At 71.6% G+C, this 14,724-nt stretch carries 12 protein-coding genes and 1 tRNA gene; 8 read left to right on the plus strand and 5 right to left on the minus strand.

Translation table 11 applies throughout. From position 1 onward, the window contains the following. The first annotated feature begins 15 nt into the window (after positions 1 to 15). The 4 genes from DSM26151_RS08470 to DSM26151_RS08485 all read left to right on the plus strand — a co-directional run bounded on the left by DSM26151_RS08470 (position 16) and on the right by DSM26151_RS08485 (position 2,475). Positions 16 to 89 (plus strand) — tRNA-Gly (locus DSM26151_RS08470). Between the two features lie 69 nt (positions 90 to 158). Further along, positions 159 to 1,079, plus strand: coding sequence for an alpha/beta fold hydrolase (locus tag DSM26151_RS08475; RefSeq protein WP_234659141.1), 921 nt, complete (start codon positions 159 to 161; stop codon positions 1,077 to 1,079). Positions 1,080 to 1,188: 109 nt separating this feature from the next. After that, positions 1,189 to 1,692: a Dps family protein gene (locus DSM26151_RS08480; protein ID WP_234659142.1), complete on the plus strand. Its 504-nt coding sequence runs from the start codon at positions 1,189 to 1,191 to the stop codon at positions 1,690 to 1,692. A gap of 72 nt (positions 1,693 to 1,764) precedes the next feature. Continuing rightward, on the plus strand, positions 1,765 to 2,475 hold the full coding sequence (locus tag DSM26151_RS08485; protein ID WP_234659143.1) for a hypothetical protein: 711 nt from the start codon (positions 1,765 to 1,767) through the stop codon (positions 2,473 to 2,475). A 25-nt stretch (positions 2,476 to 2,500) separates the two neighbouring features. Here DSM26151_RS08485 and DSM26151_RS08490 read toward each other — a convergent pair whose 3' ends face one another. The 5 genes from DSM26151_RS08490 to DSM26151_RS08510 form a co-directional block, all read right to left on the minus strand. Next, the gene (locus DSM26151_RS08490) at positions 2,501 to 3,112 is read right to left on the minus strand and encodes a LuxR C-terminal-related transcriptional regulator (protein ID WP_234661842.1); all 612 of its coding nucleotides are present in this window, start codon (positions 3,110 to 3,112) and stop codon (positions 2,501 to 2,503) included. 53 nt (positions 3,113 to 3,165) lie between these two features. Beyond that, positions 3,166 to 4,581: a sensor histidine kinase gene (locus DSM26151_RS08495; protein WP_234659144.1), complete on the minus strand. Its 1,416-nt coding sequence runs from the start codon at positions 4,579 to 4,581 to the stop codon at positions 3,166 to 3,168. Positions 4,582 to 4,788: 207 nt separating this feature from the next. Further along, positions 4,789 to 6,315: an amidohydrolase gene (locus DSM26151_RS08500; protein ID WP_234659145.1), complete on the minus strand. Its 1,527-nt coding sequence runs from the start codon at positions 6,313 to 6,315 to the stop codon at positions 4,789 to 4,791. A gap of 67 nt (positions 6,316 to 6,382) precedes the next feature. Next, positions 6,383 to 7,387, minus strand: a complete 1,005-nt coding sequence (locus tag DSM26151_RS08505; protein ID WP_234659146.1) for an Fpg/Nei family DNA glycosylase — start codon at positions 7,385 to 7,387, stop codon at positions 6,383 to 6,385. Between the two features lie 3 nt (positions 7,388 to 7,390). Continuing rightward, on the minus strand, positions 7,391 to 7,918 hold the full coding sequence (locus DSM26151_RS08510) for a ribose-5-phosphate isomerase (RefSeq protein ID WP_234659147.1): 528 nt from the start codon (positions 7,916 to 7,918) through the stop codon (positions 7,391 to 7,393). A gap of 121 nt (positions 7,919 to 8,039) precedes the next feature. On the opposite strand from DSM26151_RS08510, the gene pepN (DSM26151_RS08515) reads away from it, so the two are divergent. Genes pepN (DSM26151_RS08515) through DSM26151_RS08530 form a run of 4 tightly spaced genes read left to right on the plus strand, consistent with a single transcriptional unit; the run spans position 8,040 to position 14,704 of the window. After that, on the plus strand, positions 8,040 to 10,592 hold the full coding sequence (gene pepN, locus DSM26151_RS08515; RefSeq protein ID WP_234659148.1) for an aminopeptidase N: 2,553 nt from the start codon (positions 8,040 to 8,042) through the stop codon (positions 10,590 to 10,592). Beyond that, positions 10,592 to 13,165, plus strand: a complete 2,574-nt coding sequence (pepN, locus tag DSM26151_RS08520; RefSeq protein ID WP_234659149.1) for an aminopeptidase N — start codon at positions 10,592 to 10,594, stop codon at positions 13,163 to 13,165. The genes pepN (DSM26151_RS08515) and pepN (DSM26151_RS08520) overlap by 1 nt, the downstream gene beginning before the upstream one ends. Positions 13,166 to 13,178: 13 nt before the next feature. Next, positions 13,179 to 14,306 (plus strand): mechanosensitive ion channel family protein, encoded by a 1,128-nt coding sequence (locus DSM26151_RS08525; protein ID WP_234659150.1) that lies wholly within the window; start codon positions 13,179 to 13,181, stop codon positions 14,304 to 14,306. Positions 14,307 to 14,320: 14 nt separating this feature from the next. After that, positions 14,321 to 14,704 carry a globin gene (locus DSM26151_RS08530; RefSeq protein WP_234661843.1) on the plus strand — a complete coding sequence of 128 codons (384 nt, stop codon included), beginning with the start codon at positions 14,321 to 14,323 and terminating at the stop codon, positions 14,702 to 14,704. The last annotated feature ends 20 nt before the right edge of the window (positions 14,705 to 14,724 follow it).

A 14,724-nucleotide genomic window follows, 5' to 3' on the forward strand; every position in this document is an offset into this window, starting at 1 on the left:
CGCTCGCGGGCGCTCGGGGATGTAGCTCAATGGTAGAGCCTCAGTCTTCCAAACTGATGGTGCGGGTTCGATTCCCGTCATCCCCTCCAAAGAACGCCGCGAGAGTATCGTCATCGTCAGGCCGTCATCCCCGGGCGACGGTGACGAAGGAGAGCGTCATGGCGTCGCACCCATCACCGCACGTCGCAGATCAGAGCGCCAAGCACCGAGCCAGGATGCACCCGCGGCGCCCCCAGTCGTGGCTCGCCGAACGGTGGACGAGCGTCGACGGGATCGACGTGTTCTATCGCGAGTCCGAGCAACCTCCCGACGCCCCCGTCATGATGCACGTCCACGGCTTCGGACTCTCCGGGCGCTATCTCCTGCCGACGGCGGAACGCCTCGGCGCCGACTTCCACACGCTCGTCCCCGACCTGCCCGGATTCGGGCGGAGCGGTCGCGCGCGCAACGCGCTGGACGTGCCCGACCTCGCCCACGCGGCCGCACGGTTCCTCGACGATCGCGGGATCGAGAAGGTCACGCTCGTCGGCAACTCGATGGGGTGCCCGGTCATCTGCGAGTTCGCCCACCATTTCCCCGAGCGACTCGAACGCGCGGTGCTGGTCTCCCCCGCCGGCGGCCGGCACAACCAACCGCTGGCGAGAGCGGTCGGGCAGCTCAGTCGCGACGGGACGCGCGAACCCGCCCGCATGATCGGGGTCGCGGCACCCGACTATGTGCGGTTCGGCGTGCCGAGCACGTTCCGGATGTTCCGTGCCCTCACCGGGTATCCATCACTCGAGCGACTCCTGGCGCTGCGGATACCGACGCTCGTGGTCGTGGGCGACCGTGACCCGCTGCTGCCGCCGCCCGAGCGGGTCCGTCGAGTCGCGGCGATGACCGACAACCACGTGCTCCTCGTCAAGATCGAGGGCGCAGCCCACGCGATCAACTTCAGCCACCCGGGTGAACTCGCGCACGTGATCCGCTCGTTCATGGCCGACCGCGCGATCGTCGACGATCCCGACTCGCCCGGTCGGGCAGCGGTCACGGAGATCCATCGCGGCACGAGGCATCCCCGGCCGTCGGCAGACCTGTGAGTGCCGGTCCGGGGGACGAACCCCCTGCGAGTCCGCGGGGAATCCGGCGACACCGGGACGCGTTGGCCCTACCGTGGCATCCGTAAGGGAACGAGTGGAAGGGGACCACATGACCGACTCGAAGACCGCACCGAAGCCCAAGGCGCCGATGAGCGGGGCCGACCCCGAGGTCGCCTCGGGCGTCTCCCAGTTCTTCACGCCGCTCGTGCACGAGCTCACCGTGCTGGCGATCAACGGCAAGCAGGCGCACTGGAACGTGCGAGGCCGCGACTTCCTCGAGGTGCACGAGTTCCTCGACACCGTCGTCGACCACGCGCAGGAGTGGGCCGACCTCGCCGCGGAGCGTGTCGTCGCGCTCGGACTTCCGATCGACGCACGCCTCGCGACGATCGCGTCGAAGTCCGAAGCGGCGAACCCGAAGGCGGGATTCAAGCAGTCCGAAGACACGATCGCCGACGTGGTCGCGCAGATCGACGTCGTCACCGCGCGCGTCAACGCCGCGATCGAGGGGCTCGAGGAACTCGACCCGGCGAGCCAGGACGTGGCGATCGCGATCCGCCAGGGCCTCGACAAGGACCGCTGGTTCCTCGCCGCGCACGTCAGCGTGAGCTGACGCCGATGGGCTGAGCTCCGAAACGCCCCGCAGGCGGCTGCGGCGGCGCGGGCCCGGGTGCAGAATACCGACATGGCGGATGCATCCGGGCCCGGGCCGTCCCCGACGCCCGGGGACGACGGCCATCCGGCCGCCGGACTGACCGACGCGCAGAAGTCGCTGCGCGCGCAGATGCTCGCCACCGAGCACTGGAGCCTCCTGGCCTCGCGGAGCACGACGCAGAGCGAGGTGCTGACGCGCATCGCGATCTTCCTGACGCTCGTCTCGGCAGGACTCGTGACGCTCGGCGTGCTCGGCAACGCCACCCAGTTCCGGGGATGGTTCGGCGTCGCGGCGCTTGGGGTCCTGCTGCTGCTCGTGCTCCTCGGGCTGATCACCCAGCAGCGCACCACGAACGCGTCCCTCGACGACCTGATGTACGTCGTCGCGATGAACCGCCTGCGGGGCGCGTACCTCGATCTCGATCCCGGGCTGGCGCCGTACCTCATCTCATCGGCGGACGACGACCAGGCGGGCAGTGAGCGCACCTACTACGCGTTCGGTGCGCGCCGCGGCCAGATCCTCGCGAGTTCCGCGATGATCATCTCCGTGGTCGAGGGCGCGGTGGTGGGGCTCTTCGCCGGGGGCGTCGTCCTGGCCGTCGGTGGGGCGATCTGGTTGGCGATCACCGTCGGCGCAGCGGCCTGCGTGGGATCGATCGTCGCGTCGATGTTCATCGGCTACCGCGGCTACCGGAACCTGTTCGAGCTGCACGAACCGCTGCGGACCACGAGACGCGGGTGACCGCTCGCCGCCGGTGCTCGACGCGCTAACGCCGCATCCAGGCCAGCACGGCCAGCACGCGGCGGTGATCGGTACCGGAGCCTTCGAGCCCGAGCTTCTGGAAGATCGACGTCACGTTCTTCTCGACCGCGCCCACGCCGATGAAGAGCTGCGCGGCGATGCCCGCGTTGGTGCGCCCCTCCGCCATGAGCTCGAGCACCTCGCGCTCGCGCGGCGTGAGCGACGCGAGCGGGTCGCCGCGGCGGGCGAGCAGCTCGCGCACCACCTGCGGGTCGAGCACCGTGCCACCGTCGCGGATGCGCAGCACCGCATCCTGCAGGTCGTCGAGCGACGCGACCCGGTCCTTGAGCAGGTAGCCCATCCCGCCGTCGGCCGACGACAGCAGTTCCTGGGCGTAGGTCCCCTCGACGTACTGGCTGAGCAGGAGCACCCCGGTGCCCGGGCGCCGTCGTCGCAGTTCGATCGCGGCACGCACGCCCTCGTCGCGGAACGTCGGCGGCATGCGCACGTCGAGCACCGCGACATCCGGTGCCGTCGACCCGAGGTCGCCGAGGAGGGCCTCGGCGTCGCCGTACGCGCCGACGGTCTCGAAGCCCGCCTCGTCGAAGAGGCGCACGAGTCCCTCGCGGAGGAGCATCGAGTCCTCGGCGAGGACGACGCGGATCGGCCGGTCGGGCGCTGGGATCTGGCTCACGCGCCCACCCTATCGACGGGCGCGGCCGGGAAGTGCGCGCCGATCACGGTCGGCCCGCCGGCGGGGCTGTCCACGAGCAGCACCCCGCCGAGTCCCCGGACGCGCTCGTCGAGACCCGACAGCCCGTGGCCTGGCACGCTCACCGCGCCGCCGTGCCCGTTGTCGGTCACCCAGAGGTCGAGCCAGTGCCCGGTCGCCCCGGTGTCGCGGTCGGCGAGCCGGAGTCGGATGGCGCTCGCACCCGAGTGCTTGGCTGCGTTGGTCAGCAGTTCGGCGGCGATGAAGTACGCGTTGCGTTCGATCGCGGCCGGCAGCGCGGCATCCGCGGGGAGCAGCCATTCGAGCTCGACCGGAACCGGGCTCCGCGCGGCGAGGGACTCGAGGGCGCTGGCGAGCCCTCGGTCCTGCAGCAGCGGCGGCGCGAAGCCGCGGGAGAGCGCCCGGAGCTCGTCGAGGGTGTCGCGGGCCTGGTCGCGGGCCTCGGCGAGCAGGTCCTTCGCCGCCGCGGGGTCGGCGTCGAGCCTGCGTTCGATGGCGGCGAGGTCCATCTGCAGGCGCACGAGGCGCTGCTGAGGGCCGTCGTGGATGTCGCGCTCGAGGCGCCGCAGGGCGGCGTCCTCGGCCTGCACCGCGGCGCCGCGCGACGCGGACAGGTGCCGCACCTGGCGTTCGAGCGCCTCGGACCGCCACGCGCCGAGCATCCCGCGCCCGATGCCGTCGTGCATCCGGGTCAGTCCCGCGGTGATGAGCGGGAGCGTGAGCGCGAACACGGCGCCGAGGGCGAACTGCGCGATGACCTCGATCGCGAGGGGGTCGAGGCCGACGGCAGCGGACCCGCCCGGCCAGACTCCGTCGAGGACCCGGTCGGCCGGCCAGACGTCGCGCGAACCCTGCGGGAGGAAGATCGCCCAGATCCAGTAGGTGAGCCCGCCGAGCGCGATCGAGAGCCAGACCACGGTGACCGTCCAGCTGAACAGGGCGACGATCGGCGCGACCACCATGCCGTGCAGGAGGTACAGCCAGTAGTGGCCGTCCACGAACGGGGCGAAGAAGGCGCGCCACGGTCCGTCGCCGCCGGGCGCCGCGGCATCCCATCGCGGCCGGCGGATGCCGGGTCGGCCCGTCCAGCCCAGGCGCACGAGCTCGAAGGTTCCGAAGCCGCGCGCAGTGTAGAGCGACGCCACGATGATGACGAGGCCGACGACCACGACGAGCAGGCTCACGCCCGTCGAGAAGAGCGTCACGAGCGTGACGAAGGCGACGAGCGCGACGGGGAATCCGAGCAGCAGGTACCCGAGTTCGCGGGGCACGCCGGCCCAGAGGCGACCGTAGCCGCGGCGGCGCGGCCCGGCATCCGTCGTCGATGCCGGCGCGCCCGCCTCGGGCGCCGCGGGGTCGGTGAGCGTGGTCATGGTCGTTCGTCTCCTCGGTCATCGTCGCACGCCGAGCGGGGCGACGACGGCGGGCGGGCCCGGCCGGGTCGACCGGGCGGCCCGGTGCATCATGCTTCGAGCCTCGCCCGCGACGCGTGGTTCCCCCAGCCGACCGCCACCCGGATCGCCACGGGGGTTCACCCCCGTGGCGCGGGCGCGGACCGACGACGCGTGCCAGCGCCGGCCTCAGAGGGCGTCGTGCGTCACGCGTCCGCCGAGCAGCGTGAGCGCGACCGGCATCCGCCTGAGGTCGTCGGCGGATGCCGCGAGCGGATCACGTCCGACGACGGCCAGGTCGGCGACCATGCCCGGCCGCACCCGGGCGCCAGCCCCGTCGGTCGAGGCGGCGAGCGCGATGCGCGCGTCGATGGACTGCTCGGGATGCCACGGCTCGCGGCCCTCGCGGGAGCGCCCGACGGCCGCGGCGATGGCGATCCACGGGTCGAGCGGCGCGACGGGCGCGTCGGAGCCGAGGGCGAGCTCGACGCCGGCGGCGGCGAGGTCGCGGAGCATGAAGGCGCGATCGGTGCGTCCGGCCCAGTAGAGGTCGGCGACGTCGCGGTCGTCCATGGCGTGCTCGGGCTGGACGCTCGCGACGATACCGAGCGCGGCGAACCGGGCGAGGTCGTCGCGGCGGAGCAGTTGCGCGTGCTCGATCGACGCTCGGCCGTGCCATCCGCCGGGTTGCACCGCCTCCATGGCGTCGAGCGCGCGCTCGTTCGCCCGATCGCCGATCGCGTGCACGGCGGGGGCGAGGCCGATCCGATCGGCGTGCCGCAGATGCGGGACGAGCTCGTCGAAGGGCACGTTCACGAGGCCGTGCGGGTGCTCGTCGGCCGCGAGTCCGGGGTACGGGTCCACGCACCAGGCCGTGCGGGTGTTGAGTGAGCCGTCGGTGATGACCTTGTACGGTCCGACGCGGACGAGACCGCCCGTGCCCGCCACCTCGTCGCCCGTACGGAGGCCCTCGGCCTCGGCACGGGCGAGGTCGCGCGTGTAGACGCCGAAGCGGACGCGGAGCGCGTCGGCCCCGCCCGCCGCCCGCCGCGCCCAGTCGTCGCGGTTCCAGCGCATCTCGAGGTCGACGACGCCGACGACGCCGCGCGCGGCGGCCGCTCGCGACGCCTCGTCGACCCAGGCGTCGAGCACGCCATCGGCGAGGTCGTCGAGTTCGCGGACGAGACGGAAGCAGTCGTCCTCGCGCAGGATGCCGCTCTCCCCCGCGGCCTCGGCGAGTCCGTGCCGTCGCGCTGCCGCGCGGTTCACCCAGCAGGAGTGCAGGTCGGCCGAGACGAGCACGACCGGCACGTCGCCCGAGACCGCGTCGAGCGTCGCGATCGTCGGCGCATCGGGCCACAGTCCGTCGCGGTACCCGAAGCCGACGACCTCGTCGGCTCCCCCGGTGACGGATGCCGCGACCAGCGTCGCAGCCTCGGCCGCCGACCCGGCCGCACCGAGGTCGAGCCGGCGCGACACCATCGCCCACTGCGACAGGTGCACGTGGCGGTCCCAGAGGCCCGGGACGACCCAGCCTCCGTCGAGCTCGACCCGGCGGGCGCCGGTCGCGGGCGCGACCGACCCCGTCGGCACGACGGCGCGCACGGCTCCGCCGTCGAGGTGGAGGTCGACCGGGAATGACTGCCCGGGAAGGCGCCCGCCGGCGAGCACGAGCGCGTCCGCCGAGCGGTGCGCCGAGGCCTCCGCCCCGATCATGCGCGTTCCCTCGATCCGGGCAGGCTCGCACGCGGCCCGCATGCCGGGTTCAGACTCATCTCCGCTCCTATGCCTGGCAGTTCGGGCACCAGTACAGCTTCCGGGCACCCATCTCCTCGAGGGCGATGTTCGTGCCGCACACGCGGCATGGAAGCCCCTCGCGCTTGTACACCCAGTGCCGATCGTCGCGGTTCGCCATGGCGGCCCGCCAGGCCTCGCCCGCGAGGCCGTCCATCGTCATCATCTGCCCGGTCTCGACACCGACGCGAAGCAGGCGCGCCCAGTCGTGCCACAGCTCCCGGACGGTCTCCTCGGGCACGAGCCGGCCCGGGGTGTGCGGGTTCAGGCGGGCACGGAAGAGCAGTTCCGCGCGGTACACGTTGCCGATGCCGGCGACCACGTTCTGGTCCATGAGCAGCAGCCCGATCGGCGTCGGCTTCCGTCGGACGACGCTCGTGAAGCGCTCCTCGGCATCGGGCCCGTCGTCGAGGAGCGGGTCGGGACCGAGCCGGCCGACCACCCGCTCGACCTGCGCCGGGTCGAGCACCTCGCACGCGGTCGGTCCGCGGAGGTCGGCGACGACCGTGTCGGTGAGCAGGCGCACCCGCACCTGCCCGATCGGCTCGGGCGGGAACGTCTCGAGCGCAGCGCCCTCCTTCTCGGACTCGGACATGCGCAGCCTCGTGCGCCGGGGCGCGCCGATCGACGCGACGGAGTTCTCGCCCGCGGCGTCGAACACGACCGCGTCGGGGTTCGGGCCGTCGAGGAACGTGCCCCGCTGGTTCGTCTGCCCCATGCGCCCGTTGGCCGATGCGATCGTCGCGTCGAGTCGGATGTCGCCCGCGAAGTCCCACGCGCCGTACATCCCCAGGTGCACGCGCAGCCACCGCCCGCCCTCGAAGCCGAGGAACATCTGCTTGCCGACGGCACGGGCATCGACCATCCGCCTGCCGTCGAGGTCGGCCGCGCCCTCGGCGAACCGGCCCTGCGGGCTCGACGCCCGCACGAGGCGGCCGACGAAGTTGCGTTCGAACTGGCGCGTGATGCGGTGGACGGAGTGGCCCTCGGGCACCGGCTACTCCGCGGGCGAGCCGACGATGCGACCGGTCGAGGCGTCGACGTCGACGGCCTTGCCCGCGATGTCGCCCGTGGTCTCGTACTCGGCGAGCTGGCCGATGCGGCGGACGTGCCGCTCGTCGCCGGAGAACGGCTCGGCGATGAACGCGTCGATGTAGCGGATCGCCTCTTCGACGGTGTGCTGGCGCGCGCCGATCGAGATGACGTTGGCGTCGTTGTGCTGCCGGGCGAGGATCGCGGTGTCCATGCTCCACACGAGCGCGGCGCGGATGCCGGCGACCTTGTTCGCGGCGATCTGCTCGCCGTTGCCCGACCCGCCGAAGACGATGCCGAGCGTCTTCACGCCCGCGGCCCGGTCGCGCGCCACGGCGAGCGCGGCGTTGATGCAGAAGGCCGGGTAGTCGTCGAGGGCGTCGTACTCGACGGGACCGTGGTCGACGACCTCGTGCCCGCCGTTGGCGAGGTGCGCCTGGAGCGTGCGGCTGAACTCGAGGCCGGCGTGGTCGGTCGCGATGTGGATGCGCATGCGCCAAGTCTAGGGAGCCGCGCGACCCTGCCGGGCCGGGGTCGGCGCGACTAGGCTGTTCGGGTTGCTCCGCGCCACGAACGCCGGGGCGACGCATCCGTTCGACGCAGATGGAGACCTAGTGACTGGAGAGAACCTCACCCGCATCGAGGCCGAGGAGCGCGCAGCGCTCGTCACGGTGCACGATTACGACGTCCGGCTGGATGTCACGACCGGCCCGGAGGTGTTCCGCTCCGAGACGACGGTCCGCTTCGCGGCGCGTGCGGGCGCGTCGACGTTCATCGACGCCATCACCGCAGCCGTGCACTCGGTGACGCTGAACGGCGTGGAGCTCGATCCGGCCGTCGTGAGCGACGGCGTGCGGATCCAGCTGCCGGATCTCGCCGAGGAGAACGAGCTCACGGTCGTCGCCGACGGCCGCTACATGAACACGGGCGAGGGCCTGCATCGCTTCGTCGACCCCGTCGACGACGAGGTGTACCTGTACACCCAGTTCGAGGTCCCGGATTCGCGCCGCATGTTCGCGGTGTTCGAGCAGCCCGACCTGAAGGCGGCGTTCCGGTTCACGGTCACGGCGCCCGCGCACTGGCAGGTGGTGTCGAACCAGCCGACGCCGGAGCCGGCCGATGCGGGCGAGGGCTCGATGACGTGGGCGTTCGAGCCGACGCCGCGCATCTCGAGCTACATCACGGCACTCATCGCCGGCCCGTACGACGTCGTGCGCGACGAGCTCACGAGCGCCGACGGCCGGGTCGTCCCGCTCGGCGTGTTCGCCCGGAAGAGCCTCGCGCAGCACCTCGACGCCGACTACATCTTCGAGAAGACCAAGCAGGGATTCGAGTACTTCGAGGCCCGGTTCGGCGTTCCGTACCCGTTCGAGAAGTACGACCAGCTGTTCGTCCCCGAGTACAACGCCGGTGCTATGGAGAACGCGGGCGCGGTCACCTTCACCGAGGTGTACGTGTTCCGGTCGAAGGTGACCGATGCGGTGCGCGAGCGCCGGGTGGTCACGATCCTCCACGAGCTGGCGCACATGTGGTTCGGCGACCTCGTGACCATGAAGTGGTGGAACGACCTGTGGCTGAACGAGTCGTTCGCCGAGTGGGCGTCGACGATCGCCACCGCCGAGGCCACCGAGTGGAAGAACGCATGGACGACGTTCAACTCGATGGAGAAGGCGTGGGCGTACCGCCAGGACCAGCTGCCCTCGACGCACCCGATCGTGGCCGAGATCCGCGACCTGGAGGACGTCCTGGTCAACTTCGACGGCATCACCTATGCCAAGGGCGGGTCGGTCCTGAAGCAGTTGGCCGCGTGGGTGGGGGTCGACGCGTTCTTCGCGGGCGTCTCGGCGTACTTCCGCAAGCACGCGTGGGGCAACACGACGCTGGCCGACCTGCTGGTCGAGCTCGAGGCCGCGAGCGGCCGCGACCTGTCCGGCTGGGGCGGGCTCTGGCTCGAGACCGCGGGGGTGAACACGCTGCGCCCCGAGATCGAGACGGATGACGCGGGGCTGATCACGTCGTTCGCGGTGCTGCAGTCCGCGAAGCCGGAGTACCCGACGCTGCGCCCGCACCGGCTCGCGATCGGGTTCTACAACCTGGTCGGCGGCAAGCTCGTGCGCGAGCACCGCGTCGAGCTCGACGTCGACGGCGAGCGCACCGAGGTCGCCGACCTGGTGGGGCTCGCGCGCCCCGACCTGGTGCTGCTCAACGACGACGACCTCGCGTACGCGAAGATCCGGCTCGACCCGGCATCGCACGGCGTCGCCCTGGCGAACCTCTCGGAGATCGACGACTCGCTCGCGCGGGCCCTCGTCTGGAGCTCGGTGTGGGATGCCACTCGCGACGCGGAGACGCGCGCGACGGACTACCTCGCGCTCGTGCTCGGCAACATCGCGAGCGAGACCGAGTCGACGACGCTGCGCATCGTGCTCGCGAACGCGATTCTCGCCGCGAGCGCCTACACCGAGCCGAGCCGTCGTGCCGACGCGCTGCGCCTGGTCGCCGACGGCTTCCGCGACCTCGCGTTCGAGGCGGCGGCCGGCAGCGATGCGCAGTTCCAGTTCGTGAAGGCGTTCGCCGCGATCGCCGAGCACGGCTCGCACCTGGACGACCTGCAGGGCCTCCTCGGCGGCACGGTCTCGCTCGAGGGGCTCGAGGTCGACACCGACCTCGGCTGGGAGCTGCTCATCGCGCTCGCGGCCGCCGGTCGCGCCGGCGACGCCGAGATCGATGCGCGTCTCGCGGAGGACGACACGGTCACGGGGCGCGAGGCCGCCGCGAAGGCGCGCGCCGCGATCCCGACGACGGAGGCCAAGCAGCGCGCGTGGGCGTCGATCGTCGAGTCGGATGCCGCGTCGAATTCGGTCGTGCGCGACACCGCCGCCGGGTTCCTCCGCGCGGTCGACCCGGCGCTGCTCGAGGCGTTCGTCGACCGGTACTTCGGCATGCTCGAGGGCATCTGGGAGGCGCGGAGCTACGCGATCGCCGAGAAGCTCGTCGACGGCCTCTACCCGTCGCCGCTCGCCAGCGCGAACCTCGCCGAGGCGAGCCGCACCTGGCTCGACACCCACCCCGAGGCTCCCGCGGCGCTGCGCCGCCTCGTCGTGGAGAACCTCGCGGGCGTCGACCGGGCGCTCGCGGCGCAGGCGCGCGACGCCGAGGCGGCGTGATGTCGGCTCGCCCCGACCTCACCCGGGCGGAGGCCGAGGAGCGCGCCGCGCTCCTCGGCGCCCCCGCGTACGAGGTCACGCTCGACCTCACGGGCGATGACGGCCGGTTCCGCTCGGACACGCTCGTGCACTTCACCGCACGGCCGGGCGCGTCGACGTTCATCGAGGCCACCACGGCCGAGCTGCACGAGATCGTGCTCAACGGCCGGGCGCTCGACGTGGCATCCGTCTCGGACGGCTGCCGCATCCGGCTCGACGACCTGGCGGCCGAGAACGAGCTGCTCGTGGTCTCGACCAGGGAGTACACCAACACGGGCGAAGGGCTGCACCGCTTCGTCGACCCCGTCGACGAAGAGGCGTACCTGTACACCGAGTTCGCCGTCGCCGAGGCGAACCGCGTCTACGCGGTGTTCGACCAGCCCGACCTGAAGGCGTCCGTCAGGTTCACGATCACGGCGCCCGCGCACTGGAACGTGCTGAGCAACGCGCCGTCGCCCGAGCCTCGGCCCGCGGCATCCGGTGCCGCGGTGTGGGCGTTCGAGACCGGGCCGGTCATCTCGAGCTACATCGTCGCGATCGTCGCCGGTCCGTACGCGGTGTGGCGTTCGTCGGCGGCGAGCCGCGACGGGCGCGAGATCCCGCTGGGGGTCTTCACGCGGGCCTCGCTCGCCCGTCACGCCGAGCCGGACGTGATGTTCGAGCTCGTGCGCGACGGCCTGGAGTTCTACGAGGACGCGTTCGGCGTGCCGTACCCGTACGGCAAGTACGACCAGATCTTCGTGCCCGAGTACAACTGGGGTGCGATGGAGAACGTCGGCGCGGTGACCTTCAACGAGGGCTACCTGTTCCGCTCGCGCGTGTCCGATGCACGTCGCGAGCAGCGCGCGATCGTCGTGCTGCACGAGCTCAGCCACATGTGGTTCGGCAACTCGGTCACGATGCGCTGGTGGAACGACCTGTGGCTCAACGAGTCGTTCGCGACGTGGGCGTCGACGCTCGCGACCTCGCGCGTGACCGAGTTCGCCGACGTGTGGGCGAGCTTCGCCTCCGACGAGAAGACGCACGCTGCCGAGCAGGACCAGCTCCCCTCGACGCATCCGATCGTCGCGGTGATCGATGACATCGCCGACGTCGAGGTCAACTTCGACGCGATCACCTACGACAAGGGCGCTTCGGTGCTCAAGCAGCTGGTCGCCTGGGTGGGCCTCGAGGCGTTCCAGCGCGGCGTGGGCGCCTACCTCACCCGCAACTCGGGCGGCAACGCGACGCTCGCAGACCTGCTGGCCGAGCTCGAGGCCGCGAGCGGGCGCGAGCTCGCGGACTGGTCGGCGAAGTGGCTCGAGACCGCGGGCGTGAACACCCTCAGGCTCTCGATCCAGACGGATGCCGCTGCCGGCGGCGGTGCTCACGGCGCCGTCATCACGGCTGCGCGCATCGAGCAGACCGCGTCGGACTCGCACCCGACGCTGCGACCGCACCGGCTCGCGATCGGCTGCTACGACGACGTCGACGGCCGGCTCGAACGCGTCCGGCGCATCGAGCTCGACATCGATGGAGCATCGACCGAGGTGCCCGAGCTCGTCGGCCTTCCGCGGCCCGCGCTGCTCCTCGTGAACGACGACGACCTCACGTACGCGAAGGTCCGACTCGACGAGCAGAGCTTCGCCGTCGCGCGCGACCGCCTCTCGGAGATCGCCGACCCGGTTGCCCGCGCGGTGATCCTCGGGTCCGCGTGGGACGGCGTCCGCGATGCCGAGCTGCCCGCGGGCGACTTCGTGCGGCTCGTCGTCGCGAACGTCGGCCACGAGACGCAGTCCGCGGCGCGCGGGCTCGCGCTCGGCCGCCTCGAGCTCGCGGTGAACCGGTATCTCGCGGACGGGCATCGCGAGTCGCTCGCGGAAGAGGCAGCAGACGCGGTGTGGGCGCTCGCCGAGCTCGCCGAGGCCGGGTCCGACGCGCAGCTCCAGTCCGCCAAGGCGTTCACCCGGCTCGCGTGCGTGCCCGCGCACGCGGACGTGCTCGGGTCCCTCGCATCGGGGCAGACCCGCCTCGACGGGCTCGAGATCGACCTCGACCTCCGCTGGGAGATCACGATCGCGCGTGCCGCGCTCGGGGCCGCGGACGACGCCGAGATCGACGCGGCGCTCGCCGCGGACGACACCGCGAAGGGCCGACAGCTCGCGGAGACCGCGCGCGCCGCACGGCCGGACCAGGCGTCGAAGGACGCCGCGTGGCAGCGGGTGGCGAGCGATTCGTCGTTGTCGAACGACCTGGCCCGTGCGATCGCGGACGGCTGGCAGCGCACGACCGACCCGGCACTGCTCGCGGAACGGTCCGAGGACTACCTCGCGATGCTCGAGCGGGTCTGGGAGGAGCGCAGCTTCACGATGGCCTCGCTCATCGTCAAGCGGCTCTTCCCCGCGCCGGTCGTCGACGAAGTCCTCGCGGAGCGGGTCCGCACCTGGCTGGACGCGCACCCGGAGCCCGCGCCGCTGCACCGTCTCATCGCGGAGCAGTCGAGCGAGCTCGACCGCGCGCTCGCTGCGCGGGCGCGGGACTCGGCATCCCTCTAGGCTTCCGATCACCATGCGCTTCCTCGAACCCGACCCCGAGCAGGTCGACGTGACCGAGCAGCTCGACGTGTTCTGGCAGACCTGGTACGGCCAGGTGCTGCAGGACGCCATCCGGATCGCGATCATCGTCGCGGTCGCGCTCGTGATCCGGTGGATCCTGCACCTGGTGATCCGACGGACCGTCAACCAGGTCGTCACGGGCGTCAAGCGCAAGCAGGACGTGACCGACACGCAGGCGTTGAACGCGGCGTCTCCGCTCGCGTCGGTGCGGATCGTGCAGCGCACGCGAACCCTCGGGTCGGTGCTCACGAACATCGTCAACGTCACCGTCGGCGTGCTCGTGCTGATCCTCGTCGTCGGCACGCTCTGGCCGGACATCCTCGGCTCGTTCACGCTGCTGTCGGCAGCGATCGGCGCGGGACTGGGGTTCGGCGCCCAGAACATCGTGAAGGATTCCCTGAACGGCATGTTCATGGTCGTGGAGGACCAGCTCGGGGTCGGTGACATCGTCGACCTCGGGCATGCGACCGGCATCGTCGAGGAGGTCCGAATCCGGGTGACCGTGATCCGCGACGTCAACGGCACGCTCTGGTTCGTGCGCAACGGCGAGATCACGCGCATCGGGAACATGTCGCAGGGCTGGTCACGCGTCATCATCGACGTGTCGGTGCCGCACGACGCCGACATCATCGAGGTCGAGAAGCACGTCCTGGCGACCGCGAACGAGCTCGCCGGCACCGGCAAGTGGCGTTCTCGCATCCTCGACAAGCCCGAGGTGTGGGGACTCGAGTCGGTCACGGCCGACGCGATGATCACTCGCGTGGTCATGAAGGTCCGGACCTCGGCGAAGGACGACGTCGCGCACGAACTGCGGGTGAGGCTCAAGCGCACCCTCGACGACCTCGGCATCGCCGTCCCGGGCCTGGCGAGCGTCGTGCTGGCCGGGTTCGACGGCGTGACCCGCATCAAGGGCGCCAAGCCGCCAACGACCGAGCCGAACCCGGTCCTGGACCGCCCCGCGCAGAACAAGCGTCTGCTGCGCGCGATGCGTGCGGCGAAGACGGTGACCGGCACGGGCAGCGTCCCGACCGTCGCCCCGCCGGATGCCTCCCCCACTGAGCCACCGAAGGACACCGAGTGAGCCTGCAAGACAACCTGCCCTCGCCGAGCTTCTACGACCAGGTCGGCGGTCACGAGACCTTCCGCAAGCTCGTGCACGAGTTCTACCGGGGCGTCGCCGATGACCCCGTTCTGAAGCCCATGTACCCCGAAGCGGACCTCGGCCCGGCCGAGGAGCGCCTGCTGATGTTCCTCGAGCAGTATTGGGGCGGGCCGACCACGTACGGCGAGCAGCGCGGCCACCCCCGGCTCAGACTCCGGCATCAGCCGTTCAAGGTCAATCCCGACGCGCGCGACCGGTGGCTCGCGCACATGCGCGCCGCAGTCGACACGCTCGAGCTTCCGCCGGTGCTCGAGACCACGCTGTGGGATTATCTCCACCGGGCCGCCTACGCGATGGTGAACACCTTCGAGGAGTGAGGCCGCCCCGAGACGAAGGA

The sequence above is a fragment of the Agromyces marinus genome (assembly GCF_021442325.1).
Taxonomy (GTDB): Bacteria; Actinomycetota; Actinomycetes; order Actinomycetales; family Microbacteriaceae; genus Agromyces; species Agromyces marinus.

Excerpts from the sequence above, each read along its gene's own strand:
- DSM26151_RS08475 (WP_234659141.1), top strand. The coding sequence starts at position 159 with ATGGCGTCGCACCCATCACCGCACGTCGCAGATCAGAGCGCCAAGCAC.
- DSM26151_RS08480 (WP_234659142.1), top strand. The coding sequence starts at position 1,189 with ATGACCGACTCGAAGACCGCACCGAAGCCCAAGGCGCCGATGAGCGGG.
- DSM26151_RS08500 (WP_234659145.1), bottom strand. The coding sequence starts at position 6,315 with ATGATCGGGGCGGAGGCCTCGGCGCACCGCTCGGCGGACGCGCTCGTG.
- DSM26151_RS08495 (WP_234659144.1), bottom strand. The coding sequence starts at position 4,581 with ATGACCACGCTCACCGACCCCGCGGCGCCCGAGGCGGGCGCGCCGGCA.
- DSM26151_RS08490 (WP_234661842.1), bottom strand. The coding sequence starts at position 3,112 with ATGCTCCTCCGCGAGGGACTCGTGCGCCTCTTCGACGAGGCGGGCTTC.
- pepN (WP_234659149.1), top strand. The coding sequence starts at position 10,592 with ATGTCGGCTCGCCCCGACCTCACCCGGGCGGAGGCCGAGGAGCGCGCC.
- DSM26151_RS08510 (WP_234659147.1), bottom strand. The coding sequence starts at position 7,918 with ATGCGCATCCACATCGCGACCGACCACGCCGGCCTCGAGTTCAGCCGC.
- DSM26151_RS08485 (WP_234659143.1), top strand. The coding sequence starts at position 1,765 with ATGGCGGATGCATCCGGGCCCGGGCCGTCCCCGACGCCCGGGGACGAC.
- DSM26151_RS08525 (WP_234659150.1), top strand. The coding sequence starts at position 13,179 with ATGCGCTTCCTCGAACCCGACCCCGAGCAGGTCGACGTGACCGAGCAG.